This window comes from Streptomyces sp. NPDC041124, from assembly GCF_055592385.1.
Genome location: NZ_JBVIYR010000003.1, coordinates 488,810 through 512,183, shown reverse-complemented (window position 1 = coordinate 512,183; position 23,374 = coordinate 488,810). Strand labels below are relative to the sequence as shown.

Genomic DNA, 23,374 nt, shown 5'->3' with positions numbered 1-23,374 from the left:
GGGAGCGGCCGAAACCGGTTTGTGGACGGAGACCGAGCGGCCGTCCGGCTCGGATACGTGCCGTCTTCGCCGGGCACCGGCGACATCTCACACCCGGCGCGACACCCGCAGCCGGCCACGACGCATGCAACAGCCTCTATCTCGGATGACGGCAGATCTGCGGGAGCCGTGATGACTTCAGGAGCATGTCGAGCGACGCAACCCCTTCGTTGTGGAAGGCTGATCCCGATGCGCCCGGCATGAGTCGGCGCAGCGCGTGGGTCGCGATGTCGGCAAGGGTGGCTCCGAGGTCGCCGCCCAGGTCGATGGGAAACGTGCCGATGAGGTTGACCTCGCGATCGTCCCACTCGTCGATGTGTTCCGAGAGAAAGTCCACCGCCACTTTCTGCCGACGGGCAAGAAGGAGCAGCTCGCAGGCGTGCACGGCGTCGTGGAGATCAAAGTGGAGGCGGGCTGTGATGCGCGAGGGCCCGGGCCCGGGCTCCTGGCAGGTGATGACGAGCTCGTCGGCGTCTCGGCTCTTGGCGGTGACGCCCAGCTGCATACCGCCGCGGGCGAGCAGTTCCTGCGCTGCCCGTTGTTCGCGTTCGTCGTGCAGGGCGATCGACCACCATGGAAGCGGGCCCCAGGTGCCGTGCGTCGCCGCGTGCTCAGGGAAAGGGGTGAACAACTGGTACCGCCGCTCCAGCAGATGTTGTTGGAAGGTGACGAGGCAACTGTCCTGGAAGTGTTCGTCCCGGCTGCGCTCGCGCAGCAGCTCGTATTCGACAGCGCTCATGCCCTCTACAGCCAGGGCGATCTGCTCCAACTGCTCTTGGATGATCTCTGCGGCACGCTCAAGTACACCGCGGAACTCGTCGCCGGGAGGTGCTTGATCGAGGAGACGACCCAGAGCACGCTGCGCGGCCTGGCAGCGAGCGAGATCTCCGCCGAGGCTCACCAGGTGGCGAGCCTTGAGAATGCTCCAGGGGCGGGTGGACATCCACCGATCCCAGGCACGGTCGCCCCCAAGCCGGCCAAGCGCCATGGCTCCGACGTTGCCGACACGGAAGTCCGGCTCGCCCTTCAGCCTCTTCCACACGTCGGGGTATGCCTCCAGTGGAGAGGACGGCAGCGCCGAGAGGGCCGCGTGGACACGAGAGTCCGTGCTGTGCCACAGCTCCTTGAGTTCGTGTTCCACACGTGTGCGAGGCATTGTGCGGCCTCGTTGGGCTGCCCAGTACTCGGTGAGGAGCATATCCGTGCTCTCCGGGCTCCAGGAGAGCAGCCCCAGGCCGTCGAGAACCACGACGGTGGTAGCCAGCCCGTCATGCTCAAACCCGAAATGCACCTTGGCGATCAGTTCGTTGAGCTCATCGCCGTCAGGGCCGGGCGCTGTGAAAAACGGACTGGTGGCGAGCCAGTCACGAATCCTCGCCCTGCCCTCCCCCCGGGCGAGCCGGGCGGCGATCCGTGCAATCAGCAGGGAGCCGATGAGCCCGTGATCACCGAAGTCGGAGCGCATTCGACCCTTATCAAGTGTTGGAACATCCCGCACATGCCAGAGCAGCCCTTCCTGGATGGCGCGGAACCACTCCTCTCTCAGAGCCGCGAGTGTGGGCTTCTCCCGAGGCCGTTTCCATTTGTTCCGGAACAGCGCGATGGCGTGTCCGTGGTTACCGGCCCGTTGCTGAGGTACCGGCATGCCTTTTGCGGCCAGTTCGCGGCGGACGTGCCGGTAGAGGGAGTCCATGTCGAGTGGGTCCGACACCTCTGGAATGCCCTCGGAAACGGCTCGCACCAGTTCACCGGTGAACGCGGTGAAGGACGCACCTACGGGAGCCATGGCCGCCCGCGTCGCGGCTGAGGCGGTCATGACACAGGTGCCCTCGATGGCAGTCTGGTCCGCGAACTCATCCGAGCCGCCCATGTATCCCTCCAGCGCGGCGCCGCTGTAGCAACAGTCGAGGATCACGACCTTTCTGGGCGCCACGCTTTCCAGCACTTCAGCGCGGAGATCGCTGTACGCCACTGACTCGTACAGCTTCCGTCCCTGCTCGGAATGTCCCAGTGCAAGGTAGAGAGATCCATCGTGTGACGGCATGCCGTGGCCAGCGAAGTACACCACCAGCGTGTCTGTCGCCTCGCTCGCCGCCTGGTATACCGCATCGAGCACGTCCTTACGGTCAGCAGGGTTACGCACCGTCACGCAATGATTAGTAGGCAGGCCCCCAGCCTGCGGAGACGTGAACAGCTCCGCCAGCCTGACGAGGTTGTTGTGCACTGCCGGCAGGTCCTGGAAGCTCTGGTACTTGTCCGCGCCGATCAGCACCACACGGGTTCCGCCGGGGTTGGGCAGGCCCATCACCGATTCCCGAAGCTCGACGGAGCCGACTGCTGTCCCGTACCAGTGGCCTCCGGGTCTCCGCCGTGAGGCTCGGAAGCCAACAGCTCTCCGACGCGGCGCAAAGTGTCGCCCGAGGTATCGTGCACGGTCACTGTCATACCGCCGCGCTCGAAGGTCACGGCCCCCCGCTGCGAAGGACGGGCTGTTCGCCAGGCGACCACGACGTTCACCAGCAAGCTTGCCGCAGCAATTCCATTGCTGACGATCATGTTAATGATCTCGCCTGCGCTCATGCGCTCAGAGGCTTCGGAGGCTCGTGCCAGTTCGAACTCCATGTGAGGCCGGAGTTCACGATCCTGCCGCAGCCAGTAGTACAGATCATGTGTCGCCGCGTCGTCGCCCTGCGTATCGACCGTGATCTGAATCTCCACGGCATCTCCCCCCTGTTGCCTCTGCTGCCCGGCGCTCACGGCAAGAAGTGGATACGGAGCCGTCACTCCTGCCGCAACTCTCAGCCCAGAGAGCAGAATACGTCCCAACTGGTCGTCACACGCATGCCGTTGATGCATGCCCCACGCTGCCGACTACGCTGCGTCAACGACCTCAGCGACAGCCGCCATCCGAAGCAGGCGCTCCAGCTCCTTCCGCCCGCGCCTGATCAAGTCGAAGGCGACCACCGGATCCATGTCCGGCGGCAGTGGGGTATCGGTGAGGACGTCCGTAAGGGTGTACCGGCCAAGCAGCCACCGCTGCAGTGCGCGCCAGTCGGCACCACGGTCAAGAGGTAGGTCATCTGCCCATGGCAATGCCTCGTACCGGGTGTCGTCGGTGCCGTTAGCGTGGAGCAGCCCGCAGCGGCGCACGAGGCACGGGAAGCAGACACCGCAGTTGGCGATAGGAGGGCCACCGCTTCGGCGGGATGGCGGCTTGCCGCAACTCAAGGTGGACTCCAGGTCGGACGTAGTGAGGCCCGCATCACGCCCGACCTTGCATACCTCGCCTTTCGTCAGCCGTGCCAAGGGGTTAACCACCTGCACGGTGCTCTTTGTGTCACTCACGGCAGTTACCAGGGCGTTCAGACTGCTCAGTGTCCGCGGGTGCACGGAACGCGTGGAGCAGGCTGCCGAACGCGCTGCTGTCAGAGGCGGATTGAGGGCGAGCTGGCCGTTCTCGGGGATGTGGACGGTACCCACTCCGTGCGCGGCGGCGGCGCGGATCGCGCCCGCCGCGTACAGCAGACCACGTGTGCGGGAGGAGGTCTCCAGCCGTGTTCCCGAGCCGTCGCCCGCTGGGGTCTGGCTCATCGGTAACAGCAGCACCGGCCGCGCTCCGTCCAGTCGCTCGACGGCCTTGTACACCCGCTGCTGGAGACGCAGCAGACCGATCTCGCGGAACATCACGAGCAGGAGCGGTCGGGATTCGTTGGCGCGCGAACGGGTGGCAGCCCAGCTGAGGGAATCCAGTCCACCGGAGAACAAGGCGACTTCCGATGCACGCGGGTCGTCGGGAGAGACCATCGCCTCCTCGACGTAGTGACCGGTGAGGGGCCGGAAATCCACGTTCCAGAGGTCCCCGGTGAGGACTTGCAGGAGGGCAATGAGGTGGGTACGGACAGCCGTGCTTCCCCACCGCTCGTATTCCGTGACGGGCACGGCGAGGCTGATACGGCGGGTCCACCGGTCCTGCGCTCCGGTCCGGCGTACGTACTTGTCGGCGATGAACGCGGCCCTAGCGACGCGGAACAGATCCTCAGCCCACTCGGGGACAGGACCGGGCAGGTGGTGCCGGCCGGTGATGCGAACCTCCCGTTCCTGGAAGGCGTCCTCGCCGATCTCCGTCCAGCGGTCGCCAGGGGGTCGATCGCCCCTGGGGCCGCGCCACCACAGGAAGGCTTCGGAATCGGTCACGCCGCAGCTCCCTCTTCGCCGGTGATCTCCTCGGTGATCAGGCCAAGCACCTTTCCGACCGCCCGCGGCACCAGCAACTCGGCGATCTTGGGCAGCGCGGCCGACGGATCCTCCACAGCGCCCACCACCAACTGCGCGGTTTCCAGAGCCTGTGCAGAGCCCGTCGCTTCGACGGACTCCTCGCAGGGATTCGGCACCAGGTCCACCACCTTCTCCGCGACCCAGTCGGCGATCCTGCCTTCCGGATCGGTCGCAATGAGCACCGGGACCGCCAGCTTGACCTGCTCAGCGACAACGGACCTGAGGAACTCCCCCACCATGTCGGCGAAGAAAACCTGGTAGAGGTCGCACAGGATGTCCCAGGCGAAACCGCTGCCCGATGCGCCTCCATCTATCGCGTCGGCCATTTCGGGATGTCTGTCACGGACATCCCGAACCGCCGCTGCCACCCCTCTGCGCACCGCGGCGTCGGCGAGCGTGCCGCCATCTCCGCCGATTTCCGAGACGAGTCGTGCGACGAGTACATCCGTCGACTCCGCGCCCTCGGTGGCCAGCGAGCCCAAAGCCCCGGCGAGCCGTTCACCGGCCGCACAGGCCGTGTCGTACAACCCGAAAGCCGATCGATCGGCACGGAGCGTTTCGTGCAGGGCACGCAGATGGTCGGCGGCGATCTCCTCCAGCCGCTGATTCGCGTTGCGCGAGTCCTCTCGCCAGCGCGCCAGCCGCCTCGCAGCAGAGCTCCACTGGTCGCCGCTCGGCCCCTTCCATGGCGTGGATGTCCCCACAGCGCCCCCAACCCGATGGTGTACCGCCCCGCTCCTCCAGCCATGGCATCAGACCGGACGATTCGCAGGTAGAGCTGAACTCGGCCAGCGCGGCGCGGACCGGCCCGGCGATCAGTCGGCCAGAAATTTCACCTTCTGTGACACACGCGCTGGGAGTGCGACCAGACGTAGCGCCGAGTCACGGACATCGCGCAGGCCCGCTCCAGGGCAGGTCAGGGGCTGACAAAATTGATCCTTGTGCCGCGTTTTGCGCCTCCTATGGAACGCTAGGTCAGTTACGCATGACGCAGCGGAGGGTCAATCTGCTCGCGGCGATCGGCCTCCGTGGACACGACGCGGAGGGCGGACTCGGCAGTCGCTGGCTGAGGTCCCGCTGGGAGCCATCTGGGAGCCAACCCGCTCCCCGAACCCCTTCCAGGCCACGCGACACCAATTAAGTCCAACGCTCTGACCTGCTGAAACGCCATCGAAGCTGGCAGGCTCACCAACCGAACCTCATTCGGGACGAAGAGGTCGTGGGTTCAAATCCCGCCACCCCGACAGAGAAACACCAGGTCCGCAGCCTTCTCACGTGAGTAGGCTGCGGACCTGTTTCGTCTTCCCGCACCCTGATGACACAGTCACCTGACGCGGGCAACAGGCTCCCCGTCGGGGCCCTTCAAGGCCGACCGGAGACGGCGTCCAGCGCCCGAGGGCCCCGGGTGAGAGAGCCAGTGGTGCTCGCTATCCCCACGTCAGGCTCTCGGCGAAGTCGGCGACCTCGGCGACCATCGCGGAGATGAACTCCGACGCGTCCTGAGCGTTGCCCGGCCGAGGCCGGAGGGCACCTTCCGCCACGGCCGGGGTCAGGAAGGCGGTGGTGTCGGGCACGGTCGGCGGCAGGGCCTGGGCGTGGTGGAGGATGAGCATGTCGGCCACCAGGCAGGTCACCTCTCCTTCCGTCGTTCGTCCGATCCAGACCGGGTACGAGCCGTCGCCCCTGCCGCTGCGGTAGGCGATCAGGTTGGTCTCCGTGTCGGGGGCGCTGGTCTCCCCCGGTTCACACCCGTGCTCGCACGCTGCGGCCAGGACGTCACGCCCTGCCGCGTCGAGGAACGCCCCCATGCCGCTGTCCACTCCGAAGCCGTAGAACTCCCCCTCGCCCAGCAATCGCGTGTCCTGATCGGGCCGGACGGCGAGTTCCCAGCTCACGGTGGACTTGTCGAGGACGCTCAGCATGGCGGCGGTGTTCTCGCCCCACCCCTTGCCGTCCCACTCCATGGTGGCGATCAACACGGGATACTCGCCCGGCGGCACCGGCACGGTGAAGGGTTCGTCAACGTCGCTGAGAGTGCCGGGGTCTGCTGCTATGACCGAGCCGGTGGAGAGCCGCAGGACACCAGCCGTCTGCGGAGCGGTGACGGTCGCCGTGCCGGATTCTTCGGCGGCGAAGCGACTGCCCGGGGTGAACAGGGCCTCCAGATGCCGGGGGCGAAGTCCCCTCGGAGCGGACCATGCTGCGGCCGGGGATGCGGGCTGTTCCTCATGGGCAGCGGGCGTGGGAGACAGGGTGACGTCCGTTGTGAAGCCGAGCATCCGTCCGTCGGCGTACGCCGTCCAGTCGCCGAATTGCGCACGGCGCAGGGTCCGGTGCTGTTCGGGGAGGTCCCGGACGGTGCTCAGGCTGCCGCCGTGGTGCAGTTCGACATGCGCACTCTCGCCGCCGGGCCTGGCGGTGAGGGTGAAGTGCCAACCGTTCTCCGGGAACTCGGGCTCGTCAGCGGACGTGTGGCGCCACTCCTCGTAGCGGCGCAGGTGCAGCCGTCCCGCCGTCAACTCCCGGTAGTCGTAGCCGCGGACGCGTCGTTGCTGTGCATCGAAGAGGAACACTCCGAGGTAGTGGTCGCTCCAGCTCACCTGGAGCAGCGCCCGCTGCCGGCCCTCGCCGCCGAGCAGCACCGCGTACGGCTCTCCTGCCCTGTCGCGTTCGCGCGCCCGGTCCTCACTCATCACCCCCGCCGGCAGCCGCGTCCGCGGATTCCATCCCGCGCAGTAGACGACGTCGATGTCGATCCTCGAACGCATGAGTCTCCCTCTGGCTCCAGCGGCCGCCACACCATAACCGGCACCTCCGACAGCGAGGCATGGCCTCGTCCCGGCCGGCGGAGACGATGGTCCGCCCGGTGCCGCGCGGGCAGACGGGTTCACGTCCCGCCACCCGGAGAGCGCAGTGGATCAGCGTGCGCCCGTGTGATCCGGGCGTGTGACGTCTGCGGGGGCAGCTGCGCTGGGTAAGTGCCGTCCGTCGATCAGGACAGTGGCAGTGACGAGCACTGTGCCGGACCGCTGGGTTCGTCGTGCCTGCGGCGGAGCTCACCGTCGGACAACGCCCTCATGAAGGAAGCGAACGACCACGTGCTCGTTCGGTTGCCGGCGCCCGTTGTCCTGAGCGGCGCCGAGGTGTGCGCCTCGGCGCCCTGTGCGGTGGTGATCATGGCGCCGGGTCGCGTTGTGTGATGATGCGCGGACAGTGACCGGCCCTGGGGAGGGGCCGGGGCGGGTGAGAAGGGCGGGGCCCGACGTGGGCAAGGGCGGGGAGTCCATACCGGACGAGGAGTGGGAGCGCTTCCTTCGTGACGCCGAGGCGGGGACCGGGGGTGCGCCCGAGGAGCCGTCGGCGCGGGCCCGGATGGTGGCGCGGCGGTTGCGGGAGGAGAGCGGGCCGCCGGAGCCGTGGCGGGGCCACCAGCCGGCCCGGCGGCGAGGAGGCAAGGGCTGGTACGTCGTCGGTCTGCTGGTCGCGGTCGCTCTGGTGGTGGTGGCGTTGGATCCGGGGCGGGTGGCCGGGTGGTTCGGGGGAGGAAGCGGAGGCGGGGAGGGTGCGCCGCTCGGTGTGGAGTCGGCGCGTCCGGATCAGCCGCCGCCGACGGCGGCGTCCGCTCAAGGTCCCACTCCGGAGCAGCCGTTCCGGGGGTCGCCCGCGGCGCAGTGGGGTGACGGGACGGCGGGGATCGGGATGCCCGAGGCGCGGGCGACCGGTTGGATGAGCAAGGGGCAGGTCGCCCAGGCCCTCGAGAAGACCCGCGACTTCCTTGCCGCGTCCAGTCTGGATCCCGGTGTGCTGCGCGGGGAGCGGCCGGAGAAGGCGATCGCGTCGATCAATCCCCATCAGCGGGATGTGCGGGACTACCTGGCGGCAGCGTTCCGCGCGCCCAGCCGGGAGAACGATCCCCTGCTGCTGTTCAGCCGGTTCGAGGCGGCGGAGGTCCGGCTGGTCGGGGACGTGGTGAAGACGCGGGGGCGGATCACGTACCGGGAGGGCAGGCTCGGGGCGGTGGAGGTGACCACGGATGTCACCTACGTGTATCCCGTGGTGCGTGCCGCCGCGGGCAGCGACGAGGTGGTGCGCACCATCGTGCGCCGCGAGGTCGTGATGAGCTGGGACGACCCGGAGAAGGTCTTCGTCGAGCCGGGTACGTTCTCCCTCGTCTCCTACAAGGTGGACTCCACCAACGGCGGCTGCGACACCTTCACCGGCTACCTCACCCCCGAGTTCGGCGCGGAGCGCGCGACCTCGCGCCCGGGGGACGGTCCCGCGGTCGACCCGTACGACCGGAGCACGTCGATGGAGACACGCATGCGGGAGGCCGGCGACGCGGGGTGCGGGACCGCCACCCGGTCCTGAGGGGGCCGCCCGGGTGGCCGGCTGTCAGTGGCAGTCGAAGCGCCAGTCCCAGGGGTGGCCGGGGCACTGCCGGCAGTGGAAGAAGTAGACGCCGCCGCAGTCGCCCAGCTGGATGTCGCCGGTGATGGTCAGCAGGTGTTCCATGCGGTGTCCGCTCGCGCAGTCCGGCCAGTCGGCGGGTTGCGTCCAGGCGGGCCAGCCGCCGGCCTTCGTCGCGATGATGTGGGAGCCGGGGGGCCGCAGGGAGCCGTCCGCGGGCACCGGGAGACGGCATCCCCCGGTCTCCCGCATGTCCTCGGGCAGGTCGTGCGGGCTCGGGAAGTCCTCCGCGGTGGTCGGGGACAGGGTGGAGGGTTCCGGCATGTTGTCCTCGTCGTACTCCCCCTCGCCCGCCTCGGGGATATCGGACAGCAGCCCGCCGGCGGTGACCTCCGCCTCGTTGCGCCAGTAGAGCCGGGGCAGCACCAGCCCCTGGGGGTCCTCCTCGTGGATGAGCGCGCACCACACCAGTTGCAGCAGGTCCTTCCCCTCCGGGAACTCCAGCCCCGGTACGTCACGGGCGAAGAGCTGAAGGACCGGCACCATGGGCACCGCGCCCGGGACGATCTCGGTGTGGTTGCGCGGGTCGGACCCGTACGTCCAGTGGCCCTCCTGCGCGCAGTACGGCCACGGCTCGTCCGCGGGCCACAGCGGCTTGCCTCCCAGCGAGCTCTCCCGCACACCGGGATCGCCGGGTTCCGGGTCGAGGAGGGTGGTGTGCCGGGCGAGGTCCGCGTACTCCGGTATCGGGGTGCGCGGATTCCTCGCGGGCGGCTCGGGTACGTCTGCGGGCATCGTGGCTCCTCAAGCGCGCAAAGATCGACGGGATGTCGCGGGCACGCTAGTACGGGGCACCGACAGCCGACGGGGTGGATTACGGGGAGGGAGGGGAGTGACGTAGGGTGCCGTCGGTCATGGCCCGTAGGGGCACTCACTTCTTGCAGGGGGACGGTCATGGGCGGCGCCGCGCGCATGGGGCACACGCCGTTGCCGGGGATCGGTGTGCGGTACGACCTGGCCACGCGGGAGGGGCGGCGGCTGTCGGTGATCGCGCATCTCGACGGGTCCCGGACGCTGAACACCTACCGCACGGACGCCCCGGACGCCACCGCGCTGTCGCTGCGGATGACCGCCGAGGAGGCGGGGGCGGTGATAGACGCCGTGATGCCCGCCCACCACAGCCCGAACCTGCTGGCGACGGCCGAACTGGGCCTGGTCGCCGAGCGGGTCGAACTGCCGGCGGGGTCGTACTGGAGCGGGCGGCCGCTGGGGGACACCCGGATGCGTACGGACACCGGTGTGTCCGTGGTCGCGGTACTGCGCCGGTCCGAGGCCGTCCCGTCGCCCGGGCCGGACTTCCGGCTGGCCGGCGGTGACACCCTGATCGTGATCGGCACCCGTGAGGGTGTCGGGGTGGCCGCCGGGATTCTCGGCCGGGAGTGACGCTCCGGGCCGGTCCGGGCCGGTCAGGCGTGGGCGTGGGTGGCGGGTTCCGCGCGGTCCTCGTCGGCGGGGTCGGCGGGGTCCGCCGCCGGGCGGGCGGCCGGGCGGGCGGCCGGGCGGCGGACGAGACGGCGGGCCAGGGGTTCGGTCCAGCGGGCGGTGAGCGGGCCGACGACTACCAGGAGCAGCACGTACGCCGTGGCCAGGGGGCCGATACGGGGCTCGACGCCGACGGCGAGGCCCGCGATGACGATGGAGAACTCGCCCCGCGCGACCAGGGTGCCGCCCGCGCGCCAGCGGCCCGCGCCGCGGATTCCCGCACGGCGTGCCGCGTACCAGCCGGTGGCGATCTTCGTGAGTGCGGTGACGACGGCGAGGAGCAGGGCCGGCAGCAGGACGGGCGGGATGTCGGCGGGGTCGGTGGACAGGCCGAAGAAGACGAAGAAGACGGCGGCGAACAGGTCCCGCAGCGGGGTGAGGAGGCTGCTCGCGCCCTCGGCGACCTCGCCGGACAGGGCGATGCCGACGAGGAACGCGCCGACGGCGGCGGAGACGTGCAGTTCCTGGGCGAGGCCGGCGACCAGGAGGGTCAGGCCGAGGACGACCAGCAGCAGCATCTCCGCGTTGTCGGAGGAGACCGCTCGGCTGATCAGCCGGCCGTGGCGCAGGGCGAGGTAGAGGACCGCGCCGACGGTGCCCAGCGAGATCAGCAGGGTGACGGAGCCGCCGGCCAGGCCGGCACCGGCCAGCAGGGCGGTGAGGATCGGCAGGTAGACGGCCATGGCGAGGTCCTCGATGACGAGGACGCCGAGCACCACGGGCGTTTCGCGGTTGCCGAGCCGGCGCAGGTCGCCGAGGACCTTGGCGATGACGCCGGAGGACGAGATCCAGGTGACGCCGGCCAGCGCGACGGCGGCCACCGGGCCCCAGCCGAGGATCAGTGCCGCCACGGCGCCGGGCACCGCGTTGAGGACGAAGTCGACGGCGCCGGAGGGGTATTGGGTCTTGAGGTTGGTGACCAGTTCGGAGGCGCTGTACTCCAGGCCGAGCAGGAGCAGCAGCAGGATGACGCCGATCTCGGCGCCGGTGGCGGTGAACTCCTCGCTGGCCCGCAGGGGGAGGATGCCGCCCTGGCCGAAGGCGAGTCCGACCAGGAGGTAGAGGGGGATGGGTGAGAAGCCCATGCGTCCGGCGAGGCGGCCCAGCAGGCCCAGGGCGAGAATGATCGCGCCGAGTTCGATGAGCATGGCGGCGGTGTTGTGCACGGGCGTCGGTCCTCCGGTTCGGTGACGGCGGCGTCAGTGCCTGGTGATGGCGGGAAGTGGCTGCGGGAAGCAGCGGCGGCAGTCGAGGGCTGGGCGGCGGCGAGGCGGCGGCGCCCGGGCGGGCAGGGCCCGTCGTCGGCGGAGCGGCGGTCCGCGTTCGGAGCAGGGGGTACCCGGTGGTGTGCGCGGTGGCTGCTGCGGGCCGGGGTGTCAGGCGCCGGTGAGGGCGGTACCCGGTTCGGGGACGCTGTCGCGGGCGGTGTTGTCGATGCGTACGGGCCGGTGCGTGGCACGTCGGTGCATGTCACGTTCCCCTCGTCGCATCCAAGATCCGCTTCTCGCGAACTGAGCACATGGCCGCTCAATGGAGCGCCTGGGCTCGGTTAAGAAGTTTACCGTACGGCGAAATACTTATACATCGCATTCGCATGGTTATCCGGCGAAAGCATAGGGTCGTCCGTCGCGGAACGCCCGCTTCAGCCGTCGTTCATGCTCGGGGCCCCGTGTTCGCCGAGCCACCGGGCCAGTTTCCCCTGACGGCCGACGGCGCGCAGCCGGCGTTCCGCCGCCTCGCGGGTCAGCGGGGTGGTGATGAGGAGGAGTTCGTCGCCGGCGCGCAGCACGGTCTCCCGGTCGGGGACCAGGGTGGTGCCGTCCCGGACGATCAGGGTGACGACGGTGGGCGGCGGCAGGCGCAGTTCGAAGACGGCGACGCCGTGCAGCCGGGAGTCCGGCGGGATGGTGACGGTGAGCAGGTCGGCGTCCAGGACGTCCAGGGGCGCGGTCTCCACCTGGATCTCGCGCAGCGCCCCCGTTCGGACCAGCCCCAGGCGCCGGGCCGCGGCGGGCAGCGTCGGGCCCTGGATGAGGGTGAACATGATGACGAGGACGAACACGATGTTGAGCACGTCGCGGGCCCCGTCGACCCCCGCGACGATGGGGAACGTGGTGAGCACGATCGGCACCGCGCCGCGCAGGCCCGCCCAGGAGATGAACGTCTGCTCGCGCCAGGGGATCCGGAACGGCAGCAGGCACAGCACGACGGAGACCGGGCGGGCGACGAGCAGCAGGACCGAACCGATGACCAGGGCCGGGATGATCGCGGAGGTCAGTTCGCTGGGGTCGACCAGCAGGCCGAGCATGACGAACAGGCCGATCTGCGCCAGCCATCCGACGCCCTCGGCGAAGGACCGGGTGGCGGCACGGTGCGGGAGCTGGGCGTTGCCGAGCACCAGGCCGGACAGGTAGGCGGCGATGATGCCGCTGGCGTTGACCGCTCCGGCGGCGGCGAAGGCGATGACGCCGAAGCCGACCGTGGCCAGCGGGTAGAGCCCGGTGGCGGGCAGGGCGATGTGGCGCAGCGCGGTGACGCCCAGGAGTCCGATCAGCACGCCCAGGGTGCCGCCGACCGTGAGCTGGAAGAACAGGTTGCCCACGAGGGGGCCGGGGCTCGGCAGGTCCGAGGTGGCGGTGGAGAAGACCAGGACCAGGATGATGGTCGGGGCGTCGTTGAAGCCGGACTCCGCCTCCACCAGTCCGCGCAGTTTCTCCGGCAACGGCAGCGCGCGCAGGACGGCGAACACGGCGGCGGCGTCGGTGGACGAGACGATCGCCGCGAGCAGCAGCGCAAGCTGCCATTCCATGCCCAGCAGGAAGTGCGCACCGGCCGCGGTCACCGCGACCGAGAGGGCCACTCCCACGGTGGCGAGCACACCGGCGGGGGCCAGCTGGCGCCGGACGTCGTCCCAGCGGGTGCTCAGGCCTCCCTCGACGAGGATCAGCCCCAGCGCGGCGGTCCCCAGCGCCTGCGCGAGCTGTGCGTCGTCGAACTCCAGGCCGAGCCCGTCCTCGCCGGCGATCACACCGACCGCCAGGAAGAGCAGCAGGCTCGGCAGGCCGACGCGGTGGGCGGTGCGGGCGGCGGCGATGCTGGCCAGCAGGACGGCGCCGCCGATCAGCAGCGTCACGTACAGCTCGGACAGGGTCATCGAACGGTCCCCGTGCGGTGCGCGGCCCCGCGGTCGGCGACGGTGCGGCGGCCGGTCGCGACGTGCGCGGGCGGCCGCTCCCCGGCGTCAGAACCGGCGCCGGTCGCGGCGGTACCGCATCCCGCGGTGCGGGTCGAACATCTCCCCGGCGGTACCGGCCAGGACCAGCCCGGCGGCGATGAGCAGCCCGTGGGCCAGGGCGATGCCGGTACCCAGCACGGCCAGCGCGACGGCGAGCAGCAGCCAGGCCCGGGCGGAGCGGTACTCGCGGGGCCGGCAGGGGCGGCCGTGTCCGAGGCCGTGGGCGAAGCGTGGATCCTCGTGGTGCAGACGGGCCGAGATCTCGCGGAGCCGTGCGTCATCGGATCCGTCCATGGCCCTCTTCTCGGCCGCCGCCTCGCGGCAGGGGGCGGCCGGAAGACGTCGGCGCGGTGTCCGGTGTGATCCATCTGCTCTCCTCTCGCATCCCGTGCCTCCCGATCACACCAGGACGAAGTAGCGCGACCACACATACGCGGCCGCGACGGTGACGGTGACCGCGGTGACGATCGGTCCGTACCGGCTGAACTGCCGGGCGGAGAGGGAGCCCGTCGCCACGACCGGCAGCACCATCAGCCGGTACGGTCTTCCGCGCGCCCGGCGGGCCGCCCGGACGGCGACGTACGCGAAGACGCCGGTGCGTTTCAGCACGGCGGCGAAGGCCGTCACCGCCGGCCACGCGGTGATGCTCACCGCGCACCGCCCGGCGCGGATCCCACCCTTCGGGCGCTCCGGGACGGGTGTTCCCACGCGGCCGCCGAACGGCACAGCAGCAGCACCGACGGGGCCGGGACGGTCACCGCGTCGTTGAGGCCGGGTCGCTGCGTCACTGCGTGCATCAGGGCGCGGGCTCCTCTCGCGGTCCGGCAGCCCGCGCGGTCCGCTCCGTGAGCGGTACCTGATGTGCAGGACGGACGGGGGCAGGCCGGGGAGTGTGTTGATCACACCCTCACCCGGGGGCGGAATCGCGGACCATCGGGGACGACACCCAAATGGTGTGGGGGGCCGACCCGCACGGATTCCGTGAGCCGTGGGTGTCGTCCCCGATGCCTGGCGGGGGCCGGCCGCGTCCGCGCGGCGCCGAGGGGCTCCGCACGGGCCGGCGACGAGCGTACGCCGGTGACCTCGGCCGCCGTCCCTGGTCGCCCGGCGGGAGAGTGCTCAGGGGCGGTCGGGCAGGGTGGCGTCCGGGCGGGTGGGGTCCGGGGCCTGGGCAGCGGGTGCGGTCAGTTCCCGCAGGATCCGGGTCAGGTCGGCCGGGTCGGCGGCGAGGCGGACCGGGGTGCCGGCGTCGTCCAGTTCCGCCACGTGCCAGGTGCCCGGCACCGGGTCGGTGCCGCGGGCGCCCCGCACCTGCCCGAGGGTCAGCCGGGAGACCGGGACCGGGCGGGCCGCGAACCGTCCCGGGCCGGGATGCGGGACCACCGCGGGCGGTCCGCCGCCGCCCACGACGACATGGGTGCCGAAGTGGTGCGGGTTGTAGTCGGTGGCCTCCAGGAAGCGGGCCGGCAGGAAGCGCTCACCGTCCGCCGGCCGGCCGGCGCGCCCCTCGGACCCCGGCGCCCTGGCGGACCCCCCGGGCTCCCCTGCCTCGGCGCCCTGCCCGTCTCCTCCCGGCGGACGGATGCGGGTGGCGCGCCATGCCAGGACCAGCAGGGCGAGGGTGGTCAGGGTGCCCAGCAGCGTCCAGACCGTCGTCGTGGGCGTGGCGAACGGTGCCATGGGGTGCAGGTAGCACAGGGGAAGGAGCCACAGCGCGGTGACGGCGAGGGCCACCGCGAAGGGCAGGGCCGTGGGCAGCGCCTCGTCGTCGGGGCGGTGCCGGCCGCGTATCCGGAGCAGTATCCGGGCGGCGGGGTAGCCCGCACCGAGGATCAGGCCGGCCGCGATCATCACGAAGTCCCCGGCACCGGGTGTGTGGTCCCGCCACACATGACGGTCGCTTGCGACCTCCTTGACCTCGCCGCGCCACACGGTCAGCCGCACGCGGTCGCCCGCACGGAACTCCCCGGCCGCCTCCGAGGACACCGTCAGCCGCTCCAGCGGACGGCCGTCGGTGAAGTACAGCCGGCCGGTCTTCTTCCCGCTCCCCTCGGTCCGTTCGATCACGGCCGGGACGGTGCCGAGGCAGTCGCCGCGGTCGGCCGCCCGCGTCCCGGGCGTGCAGGGGGCGGCCGACTCCCAGGCCCGCCGGTGGGCCCCGGCGCCCGGCGCCTCCCACACCAGGAGGCCCGCCCCCGCCAGCAGCAGCGCGCACGCCGCGAGGGAGCCGAGCCAGGTGCGTCCCGCGGTGCGGGCGGAGACGACGGCGAGGTGGGACGGCCCCGCGGCCTCCGGGTCACCGTGACGGCGGTGCAGTGCGCGCAGCGCGTCCAGCGTCGCCTCGAACTCCCCGGTCCGCGGGGTCCAGGCGTGCGGCAGGGGCAGCTCCCAGCGGCGTCCGTCCCGCAGCAGCACGCTGACGTGCCGGCTCTCCTCACCGCGGGTCAGCTGCGCGTACTTCACCCGGACGCGTACCTGAGCGACCTCGCTCCACGGCACGCTCCGACGGCGCAGCAGGGTGCGGGAGCGCAGCCCGTGCGCGTCGCCGTGGACGGAGGCGGTGGCCCTGTGCAGCGCGGTGAGGCCCACCAGGGCGGACAGCGGAGCCGGCACCAGCCACGCGTCCACACCCGTGGACGCCCGGAGCGCCGCCGCCGACACCGCCCCGGCCGCGCCGAGAGCGGTGAGGAACCACAGGAGGCGCGCCCACCGGGGACGGCAGCTCACTTCGCGGACGTCGACCATGCGGGAAGACTGTCAGCGGGCGGCCCGCACGCGCTTGTGCGGAGTGCGGCAGTCTCGCGGCCGGTCACGTTGCCGGGTGCTCTCATCGTCTGATGTGGTGGTGGTTCGGGGGACCGCCGCCCGGGAAGGATCGACGACATGATCATCTTTGGCACCAAGGGGTATCTGCATCAGCTCGCGATACTGACACTGGTGTGCGCGCAGTGCGGGAACCCGTCCGCGCACACGCTCAGGAAGCGGGTCACGAAGTTCACCCTGTTCTTCGTGCCGCTCTTCCCGGTCTCCACCAAGTACGCCACGCAGTGCACCTTCTGCGGCGCGGAACAGAAGGTGACCCAGGAACAGGCCGAGCAGCTCCAGGCGCAGTCCCTCGGCGGCGGCCAGGCGCAGGGCCGGCCGCACCAGCAGCAGCCGTACCGGCCCTGACGGCGAGGTCTCCCGCGCAGCCGGCCGGGCGTCACCGCGTGTGACGGCCGCGGTCGCCGCCCTAGCCGTTCCCCACCTCGTCGTACGGATTTCGCGGGGCCGGGACCGGTTCGGCCCGGGTGACGTCGATGTAGGGGATCGGGCCGCCGTTGACGGGGTCCTTCGCGCGGCGCGGGGTGTAGGTGCCGGTGATCTTCAGCCAGGTGTCCGGGCGCAGCACCGGCGGGACGTGGCCGGTCAGGGCGACCTTGACCGGGCGGCCGTCCGCGGCACAGCAGTTGAGGCTCATGCGGACCAGGTACGGGTCGTCCGTGCCGTTCGCCACCACGAAGCCGGTGATGCTGATCGGGCGGTCGCGCAGGTGCCGGCCGTCGTCGTGGACGGCGCGGGCCGCGTACTCCCCGACCCCGAGGCGCAGCGGCCCCCGCGCGGGCAGTTCGGGGAAGCCGAGGGGTTTCGTCAGGGCCGTACCGGTGTGGGCGGCGCTGTAGGCACCCAGGGGCGGCGGGGTGACCAGGATCAGGGCGAAGAGGGGGAGGGTGAGGAGCCAGGAGACACGGGGCGCGCGGTGCGGCTCCTGCGCGCCGGGCGGGCGCCGCCACTCGTACCGGGCCGTCGCCGCGGCCGTCGCGACCAGCACCGCGCCGGCCAGCAGGAGCAGCGGCCGCAGGCCCGCCTTGACGTACCGCAGGTGGAGGTCGGTCAGACCGGCGTGCAGCACCGTCGCGCCGAGCAGGAACAGCAGGGCCGCCTGGGCCTGGCCGTCGAGCCGTGTCCTCACAGCAGCACCGCTCCCGTCAGGGCCGACACCGTCACGCCCAGGGCGAAGGTCGCGGGGGCGAACCGCAGGGCGAAGGCGCGGCCGAAGGTGCCCGCCTGCATCGCGAAGAGCTTGAGGTCGACCATCGGTCCCACGACCAGGAAGGCCAGCCGCGCCGTCAGCGAGAACTGGGTCAGCGACGCCGCCACGAACGCGTCCGCCTCCGAGCAGATCGACAGCAGGACGGCCAGCACCGCCAGCGCCAGCACCGACAGCACCGGCCGGTCCGCCACCGAGCTGAGCCAGCGCTCCGGCACCACCGCCTTCAGCGTCGCCGCCGCCATCGCGCCGACCACCAGGAAGCCGCCCGCGTGCATCACGTCGTGCCGCACCGCCGCCCAGAACGCCGCACCCCTGCTCCGGCCGTCGTACGCCGAACGGGAGGGCGCACGCAGCAGGTCGGCGCGGCCCAGGCGCTGCCACAGCCAGCCCATCGCGCACGCCACCAGCAGGCTCGCCACCAGACGCGCCACGACCATCCCGGGGTTGCCCGGGAAGGCGACCGCCGTCGCCGTCAGCACGATCGGGTTGATCGCCGGCGCGGACAGCAGGAACGCCAGGGCCGCCGCCGGAGCCACTCCCCTGCGCACCAGCGCGCCCGCCACCGGCACGGACGCGCACTCACACCCCGGAAGCACCGCGCCCGCCGCGCCCGCCACCGGCACCGCCAGCGCCGGACGCTTCGGCAGGGCACGGGCGAAGAACGACGCCGGGACGAACACCGCGATGGCCGCCGACAGCAGGACACCGAGCACCAGGAAGGGCAGCGCCTGTACGACGACGGCCACGAACACCGTCATCCAGCTCTGCATCACCGGGGCGGCCAGGGCGCCGCGGACCGGGCCCTGGAACAGCACGGCCGTGAGCAGCAACAGGGTGAGCAGGAGGGAGGGGTCGAGGTGCCGGGACTCCTCGGCGGACGGGCCCGGCTCCGGCTCCGGCCCGCCGGAGCCGGGCGGGGACGAGACCGGTGACGTCGACAAGCCCGACGAGGTCGTGGTGGCCACGGGCCGGGTGCACCTCCCTGGACGCGCGCGAGACGGCGGGCCCGCTCGGGTCCCCGCCCCCTTGGTACGCGGGACGGGGCACAGGCGTTCACCCGGCGCCTGGAACCACGCGCCGCGATGCGGCAGTCTCTTGGCCCGTGGTGAGTCTGCTTCCCAACCCCGCCCTGCCCGGCGACCCTTCGGCCCACATGGTGGTGTGCGGGGACGACGGGCTCGCACACCGGCTCGCCGCCGAACTCCGCGGCGTCTACCGCGAACAGGTGGTCCTCGTCGTCCCGCCCGCCGGACGCGCCGCGCGCCGGCCGGTGGCCGGACGGGCCCGGGCGGCCTCCGCGGCCCTGCTCGACCGGGTCGTGACCGCGGTCAACAACCGGGGCAACGGCGGCTCCGACGACACCCTCGCCCCCGGCGGGCGGACCGTGGAGGCCGCCGAGCCGACCGAGACCGTGCTCGCCGGGGCGGGCGTGGAGCGGGCCGCCGCCCTGGCGCTGGTGTACGACGACGACGAGACCAACATCCGCGCCGCGCTGAACGCCCGCCGGCTCAACCCCCGGCTGCGGCTCGTGCTGCGGCTCTACAACCGGCGGCTCGGCCAGCACATCGAGGAACTTCTTGACCAGGCAGCCGAGTTGGCGGGCGACGCAACTCCGGGGCGGGGGAGCGCGGGGGCCGACATCTCGACGACCGTGCTGTCCGACTCCGACACGGCCGCGCCCGCGCTGGTCGCCACCGCGCTCGTCGGCACCAGCAAGGTCGTCGACGCGGAAGGGCTGCTGCTGCGGGCCGTGGAACGCCGGCCCCCGGCGCCCGGCGAGGTGGCCGACCCCGGACTGTGCACGCTGGCACTGCTGTCCGCCACGAGCAACGACCCGGCCGGGGACGAGGGTTCGGAGGACAGCGGCGAACAGGGGCCGCGGCTGCTGCCCGACGCGGCGGCGGTGGCGGCGGCCACCGGGCGCGGGACGGTGGTCCTGGAGCAACTGTCCTACTCCGGACCGCCACTGCCCGCCCGGCGGGGCGGTCCGCCGCTGGCCTCACTGTTCTCCCGGCGGCTCCGGTGGTCGCTCGCCGGGCTGATCGCCGCGGTGGTCGCGCTCGCCGTCGCGCTGACGGTGGTGGCCCGGGACAATCCGCTGCACGCCACGTACGTCACGCTGCTCGACCTGTTCGCCATCAACGAGCCCGCGCACAGCCAGTCCACGGGGCGGCAGGTCCTGCAACTGCTGTCCATGGGCGTCGGGTTGCTGCTGCTTCCGGTGCTGCTGGCGGCGGTGCTGGAGGCGCTGGGGACGTTCCGTACGGCGTCGGCCCTGCGGAAGCCGCCACGCGGGCTGAGCGGGCACGTGGTGCTGCTCGGGCTGGGCAAGATCGGCACGCGGGTGCTGACCCGGCTGCGGGAGCTGCACATCCCGGTGGTGTGCGTCGAGGCGGATCCGGAGGCGCGGGGCATGGCCGCCGCACGGCGGCTGCGCGTGCCGGTGGTGGTCGGGGACGTCACCCAGGAAGGCGTACTGGAGTCCGCGAAGATCCACCGCGCGGACGCGCTGCTCGCACTGACCAGCGAGGACACGACCAACCTGGAGGCGGTGCTCTACGCGCGGTCGGTACGGCCGGACCTGCGGGCGGTGCTGCGGCTGTACGACGACGACTTCGCCAAGGTGGTGTACCGGACGCTGCGGACGGCTCACCCGGGCGCGCTGACGCGGAGCCGGAGCGTGTCGCACCTGGCGGCACCGGCGTTCGCCGGGGCCATGATGGGGCGGCAGATCCTGGGCGCCATACCGGTGGAGCGGCGGGTGCTGCTGTTCGCGGCGGTGATCGTCGGCGGATACCCGCAGCTGGAGGGGCGGACGGTCGGAGATGCGTTCCGGCCGGGGGCGTGGCGGGTGCTGGCGCTCGACACGGCGTCCGCCTCCGGCGGTGAGCGGCGCTACCGGCCGGAGGTGCCGGGGGCGGGGCTGGTGTGGGACCTGCCGGACACGTACGTGCTGCAGGCCGGGGACCGGGTGGTGCTGGCGGCGACCCGGCGGGGGCTGGCGGAGTTGCTGGGGCGGCGCCGGGAGGCGGGGACGGCGGGACGCTGACCGGGCCGTGGCCGGGCGGGGGTGGGTGTCGCTTGCCCGCGTCGGCGGGATGCCGCTGCGCCCGCCCTCCCCCACCGCTCGCCGCCGCCGTACTCGGAGTCGTAGGGCAGGCCGAGCAGGCCGGACTCTGAGAGACGCGGTGCTCCGGGGTGCGGTGGACGGCCGCGGCCCGGACGGTGCCGGTCCACCGGCTGCGGGGCGTGGTCGGGCATGGCGACGCTCTCCTCCCGCCCCAGCGGCACGCCCGGCCGCGGCTACCGCGGCCGGGCGGGGCGGTGATCAGCGCCGGCGCGACTGGCGCGGCTGGACGGTGCCGCCGCCCGCGGCCGCGGGGGCCGCGGGCGGGGGTGTTGTCACGCCGGGAGGTGTCGGGTCGCGAAGTCGAGTTCCAGGCGGATCTGCTTGATGCGTTCGTCGACGACCAGGGAGCCGTGGCCGGCGTCGTAGCGGTAGACCTCGTGGACCGCGTTGCGTGACTCCAGGCGCTTGACGTAGTTCTCGATCTGCTGGATGGGACAGCGCGGGTCGTTGACGCCGGCCGAGATGTAGACCGGGGCCTTGACCTGGTCGACGTAGGTGATGGGGGACGACGCCTCGAAGCGGTCGGGGACCTCCTCCGGCGTGCCGCCGAGCAGCGTGCGGTCCATCGCCTTCAGCGCCTCCATCTCGTCGTGGTACGCCGTGACGTAGTCGGCGACCGGGACCGCCGCGATGCCCAGCGCCCACGCGTCCGGCTGCGTGCCGAGGCCGAGCAGCGTGAGGTAGCCGCCCCAGGAGCCGCCGGTGAGGATCAGCCGGGCGGGGTCCGCCAGGCCGGAGTCGACCGCCCACGCGCGGACCGCCTCGATGTCCTCCAGCTCGATCAGACCCACCCGGTGCTTCAGGGCGTCCGTCCAGGCGCGCCCGTACCCGGTGGAGCCCCGGTAGTTGACGCGGACCACCGCGTAGCCGTGGTCGATCCAGGCCGCCGGGCCCGCCGCGAAGGAGTCGCTGTCGTGCCAGGTGGGGCCGCCGTGGATGTCGAAGACCGTGGGGAGCGGGCCGGTCGCGCCGGCCGGCTTCTGGACGAGCGCGTGGATGCGGCCGCCGGGCCCCTCCACCCACACGTCCTCCACCGGCACCGAACCGGGCGACTTCACGCCGGGCGGGTCGAGGACCACTCCGCCCGCCGTGGAGCGCACCACCGGCGGCTGCGCCGCCGACGACCACAGGTACTCCACGCTGCCGTCGGGGCGGGCCGTCGCGCCCGAGACGGCGCCGCGCGGGGTGGGGATCTCCACCAGCCGGCGCTCGGCCAGGTCGTAGCGGAACAGCTCGCCGCGGGCCTCGAAGCCGTGCGCGATGAGCAGCCCCGTGCCGTCCGGGTACCACTCGGCGCTGACGTCGCCGGGCAGCTCCAGCGCGAGGTCGCTCTCCTCGCCCGTGGCCACGTCCCACACCAGGGGCTCCCAGCGGCCGCGCCGCTGGTGACCGATGAGCAGCCGGGTGTCGCCCTCCACCGGAGCGAAGCCCAGCACCTCCAGGCCCAGCTCCCTGGTGCCGCCCTCGGTGTCGTCGAGCTCGGCGACCGTCGTGCCGTCGGGGCGCATCACCCGCAGCGCGGAGTGCATGGCGTCACCGTGCTCGGTGTGTTCCACGGCGATCAGCGAACCGTCGTAGGAGAGGTCGCCGACGCCCGCCGACTCGCGGTGCCGGTACAGCTCCACCGGCGCCTCGCCGGTGCGCACCAGGTGGATCGTCGTCCCGTCCTCGTCGGTGGAGCGGCCCACGACCGCCGTGCGGCCGTCCCTGCCGAGCGCCAGACCGGCGGGGTACGACGGGTCCAGGCCCGGGGCCGCCGGTTCGTCCTCGCCGCCCGCGAACCGCTGCCGGCGCCAGACGCCGAACTCGTCGCCGTCCTTGTCGTCGAACCACCAGATCCACTCGCCGTCCGGGGAGAGCACACCGTCCGTCGTGCCGTTGGGCCGGTGCGTCACCTGGCGCTGGTCGCCCGTCGACCGGTCCCACGCGTACAGCTCGTACGTCCCCGTCGCGTTCGACACGAACAGGGAGCGGTCGGGGGCGTCCTCGGCCCAGTCGGGCAGGGACACCCGGGGCGCCCGGAAGCGCTTCTCCCAGTCGGGCATCCCCGTGCCCTGTCCGGCTCGATCGGTCTGGTGGTCCGCCCGGCCCGGCGCGTCGGACCCGTTGCTCTCAGTCATGACCCCATCTTGCCCGTCCGGCGGGCATTCCACCGACACGTCCCCAGCCCTGTGGACAACCTCCACCGGATCCGTCACCGCTCCCCGCGTCCACCGGCCCGGGGGGCTTCCCCCCGCAGGTCGGGGCCGACGGATCCGGCGGCCGGACCGGATTGTCAGTGGCACGGTGCACACTGCACGGCATGACGGATCCGCGAAAAATCATCGAGCGCTTCTGGCGGGCCGCGGAGGCCCGTGACTGGACCGCGTTCGCCGCCACCCTGGCCGAGGACGTCGTCTACGCCCTGCCCCAGACCGGGGAGACGATCCGTGGCCGGGAGCGGTACGTCCGGTTCAACCGCGAGTACCCGGGCGACTGGCACCTGCGGGTCGAGCGCGTCGTCGCCGAGCCGGGCCAGGTGGTCACCTGGCTGCGGTGCACGGTCGGTGAGGAGGAGATGGACGCCCTCTCCTTCTTCACCACGGACGCCTCGGGGCTGATATCGACGATCACCGACTTCTGGCCCGAGCCGTACGAGCCGCCGACGGGCCGCGAACATCTGGTCGAGCTGTCGTAGACGCGTGGTCGGCGGGTCGGACGTCCCGTGCCCGTA

At 71.9% G+C, this 23,374-nt stretch carries 20 protein-coding genes and 1 pseudogene; 5 read left to right on the top strand and 16 right to left on the bottom strand.

What is annotated here, in order from left to right:
• Positions 1-136: 136 nt before the first annotated feature.
• The 5 genes from ACZ6A9_RS10685 to ACZ6A9_RS10665 all read right to left on the bottom strand — a co-directional run bounded on the left by ACZ6A9_RS10685 (position 137) and on the right by ACZ6A9_RS10665 (position 7,082).
• Positions 137-2,344: a caspase family protein gene (locus ACZ6A9_RS10685; protein ID WP_468982229.1), complete on the bottom strand. Its 2,208-nt coding sequence runs from the start codon at positions 2,342-2,344 to the stop codon at positions 137-139.
• Positions 2,344-2,757 (bottom strand): effector-associated constant component EACC1, encoded by a 414-nt coding sequence (locus tag ACZ6A9_RS10680; RefSeq protein WP_468982227.1) that lies wholly within the window; start codon positions 2,755-2,757, stop codon positions 2,344-2,346. Before ACZ6A9_RS10680 ends, ACZ6A9_RS10685 begins: the two co-directional genes overlap by 1 nt.
• A gap of 153 nt (positions 2,758-2,910) precedes the next feature.
• Entirely contained in the window at positions 2,911-4,233 is a 1,323-nt protein-coding gene (locus ACZ6A9_RS10675) for a 7-cyano-7-deazaguanine synthase (RefSeq protein ID WP_468982225.1), read from the bottom strand.
• Positions 4,230-5,018, bottom strand: coding sequence for a hypothetical protein (locus tag ACZ6A9_RS10670; RefSeq protein WP_468982221.1), 789 nt, complete (start codon positions 5,016-5,018; stop codon positions 4,230-4,232). The genes ACZ6A9_RS10675 and ACZ6A9_RS10670 overlap by 4 nt, the downstream gene beginning before the upstream one ends.
• Before the next feature lie 723 nt (positions 5,019-5,741).
• The gene (locus ACZ6A9_RS10665) at positions 5,742-7,082 is read right to left on the bottom strand and encodes a DUF4241 domain-containing protein (RefSeq protein ID WP_468982218.1); all 1,341 of its coding nucleotides are present in this window, start codon (positions 7,080-7,082) and stop codon (positions 5,742-5,744) included.
• Between the two features lie 496 nt (positions 7,083-7,578).
• Here ACZ6A9_RS10665 and ACZ6A9_RS10660 point away from each other — a divergent pair, with 496 nt between their 5' ends.
• Positions 7,579-8,682 (top strand): hypothetical protein, encoded by a 1,104-nt coding sequence (locus tag ACZ6A9_RS10660; protein WP_468982947.1) that lies wholly within the window; start codon positions 7,579-7,581, stop codon positions 8,680-8,682.
• Positions 8,683-8,706: 24 nt separating this feature from the next.
• On the opposite strand, the gene ACZ6A9_RS10655 is transcribed toward ACZ6A9_RS10660, so the two are convergent.
• Complete coding sequence (locus ACZ6A9_RS10655; RefSeq protein ID WP_468982216.1) at positions 8,707-9,516, bottom strand: YwqG family protein; 810 nt, start codon at positions 9,514-9,516, stop codon at positions 8,707-8,709.
• 177 nt (positions 9,517-9,693) lie between these two features.
• On the opposite strand from ACZ6A9_RS10655, the gene ACZ6A9_RS10650 reads away from it, so the two are divergent.
• Positions 9,694-10,164, top strand: coding sequence for a cation:proton antiporter regulatory subunit (locus ACZ6A9_RS10650; protein ID WP_468982942.1), 471 nt, complete (start codon positions 9,694-9,696; stop codon positions 10,162-10,164).
• A 23-nt stretch (positions 10,165-10,187) separates the two neighbouring features.
• On the opposite strand, the gene ACZ6A9_RS10645 is transcribed toward ACZ6A9_RS10650, so the two are convergent.
• The 6 genes from ACZ6A9_RS10645 to ACZ6A9_RS10620 form a co-directional block, all read right to left on the bottom strand.
• Positions 10,188-11,429, bottom strand: coding sequence for a cation:proton antiporter (locus tag ACZ6A9_RS10645; RefSeq protein ID WP_468982212.1), 1,242 nt, complete (start codon positions 11,427-11,429; stop codon positions 10,188-10,190).
• A gap of 476 nt (positions 11,430-11,905) precedes the next feature.
• Entirely contained in the window at positions 11,906-13,417 is a 1,512-nt protein-coding gene (locus tag ACZ6A9_RS10640; protein ID WP_468982207.1) for a potassium/proton antiporter, read from the bottom strand.
• 87 nt (positions 13,418-13,504) lie between these two features.
• The gene (locus ACZ6A9_RS10635) at positions 13,505-13,792 is read right to left on the bottom strand and encodes a DUF3040 domain-containing protein (protein ID WP_468982204.1); all 288 of its coding nucleotides are present in this window, start codon (positions 13,790-13,792) and stop codon (positions 13,505-13,507) included.
• Positions 13,793-13,897: 105 nt separating this feature from the next.
• Positions 13,898-14,149: a hypothetical protein gene (locus ACZ6A9_RS10630; protein ID WP_468982202.1), complete on the bottom strand. Its 252-nt coding sequence runs from the start codon at positions 14,147-14,149 to the stop codon at positions 13,898-13,900.
• On the bottom strand, positions 14,146-14,295 hold the full coding sequence (locus ACZ6A9_RS10625) for a hypothetical protein (RefSeq protein ID WP_468982197.1): 150 nt from the start codon (positions 14,293-14,295) through the stop codon (positions 14,146-14,148). Before ACZ6A9_RS10625 ends, ACZ6A9_RS10630 begins: the two co-directional genes overlap by 4 nt.
• Before the next feature lie 322 nt (positions 14,296-14,617).
• A complete protein-coding gene (locus ACZ6A9_RS10620; protein ID WP_468982194.1) occupies positions 14,618-16,243 on the bottom strand; it encodes a PH domain-containing protein in 1,626 nt (541 codons plus the stop codon).
• 138 nt (positions 16,244-16,381) lie between these two features.
• Between ACZ6A9_RS10620 and ACZ6A9_RS10615 the strand changes: the two genes are divergently transcribed.
• Positions 16,382-16,669, top strand: coding sequence for a zinc-ribbon domain-containing protein (locus ACZ6A9_RS10615; RefSeq protein WP_468982191.1), 288 nt, complete (start codon positions 16,382-16,384; stop codon positions 16,667-16,669).
• Between the two features lie 61 nt (positions 16,670-16,730).
• Here the strand turns inward: ACZ6A9_RS10615 and ACZ6A9_RS10610 are convergent, their stop codons facing one another.
• Both ACZ6A9_RS10610 and ACZ6A9_RS10605 read right to left on the bottom strand, forming a co-directional pair.
• On the bottom strand, positions 16,731-17,450 hold the full coding sequence (locus ACZ6A9_RS10610) for a TIGR03943 family putative permease subunit (protein ID WP_468982188.1): 720 nt from the start codon (positions 17,448-17,450) through the stop codon (positions 16,731-16,733).
• Positions 17,447-18,373 carry a permease gene (locus ACZ6A9_RS10605; RefSeq protein ID WP_468982937.1) on the bottom strand — a complete coding sequence of 309 codons (927 nt, stop codon included), beginning with the start codon at positions 18,371-18,373 and terminating at the stop codon, positions 17,447-17,449. The genes ACZ6A9_RS10610 and ACZ6A9_RS10605 overlap by 4 nt, the downstream gene beginning before the upstream one ends.
• 311 nt (positions 18,374-18,684) lie before the next feature.
• Here ACZ6A9_RS10605 and ACZ6A9_RS10600 point away from each other — a divergent pair, with 311 nt between their 5' ends.
• On the top strand, positions 18,685-20,580 hold the full coding sequence (locus ACZ6A9_RS10600; protein WP_468982932.1) for an NAD-binding protein: 1,896 nt from the start codon (positions 18,685-18,687) through the stop codon (positions 20,578-20,580).
• A 74-nt stretch (positions 20,581-20,654) separates the two neighbouring features.
• On the opposite strand, the pseudogene ACZ6A9_RS10595 reads toward ACZ6A9_RS10600, so the two are convergent.
• Positions 20,655-20,792 (bottom strand): annotated as a pseudogene (locus ACZ6A9_RS10595) (acyl-CoA dehydrogenase); the annotation flags it as partial.
• Between the two features lie 141 nt (positions 20,793-20,933).
• Positions 20,934-22,781 (bottom strand): S9 family peptidase, encoded by a 1,848-nt coding sequence (locus ACZ6A9_RS10590; protein WP_468982183.1) that lies wholly within the window; start codon positions 22,779-22,781, stop codon positions 20,934-20,936.
• A 182-nt stretch (positions 22,782-22,963) separates the two neighbouring features.
• Between ACZ6A9_RS10590 and ACZ6A9_RS10585 the strand changes: the two genes are divergently transcribed.
• Complete coding sequence (locus tag ACZ6A9_RS10585) at positions 22,964-23,338, top strand: nuclear transport factor 2 family protein (RefSeq protein WP_468982180.1); 375 nt, start codon at positions 22,964-22,966, stop codon at positions 23,336-23,338.
• Positions 23,339-23,374 lie beyond the last annotated feature (36 nt).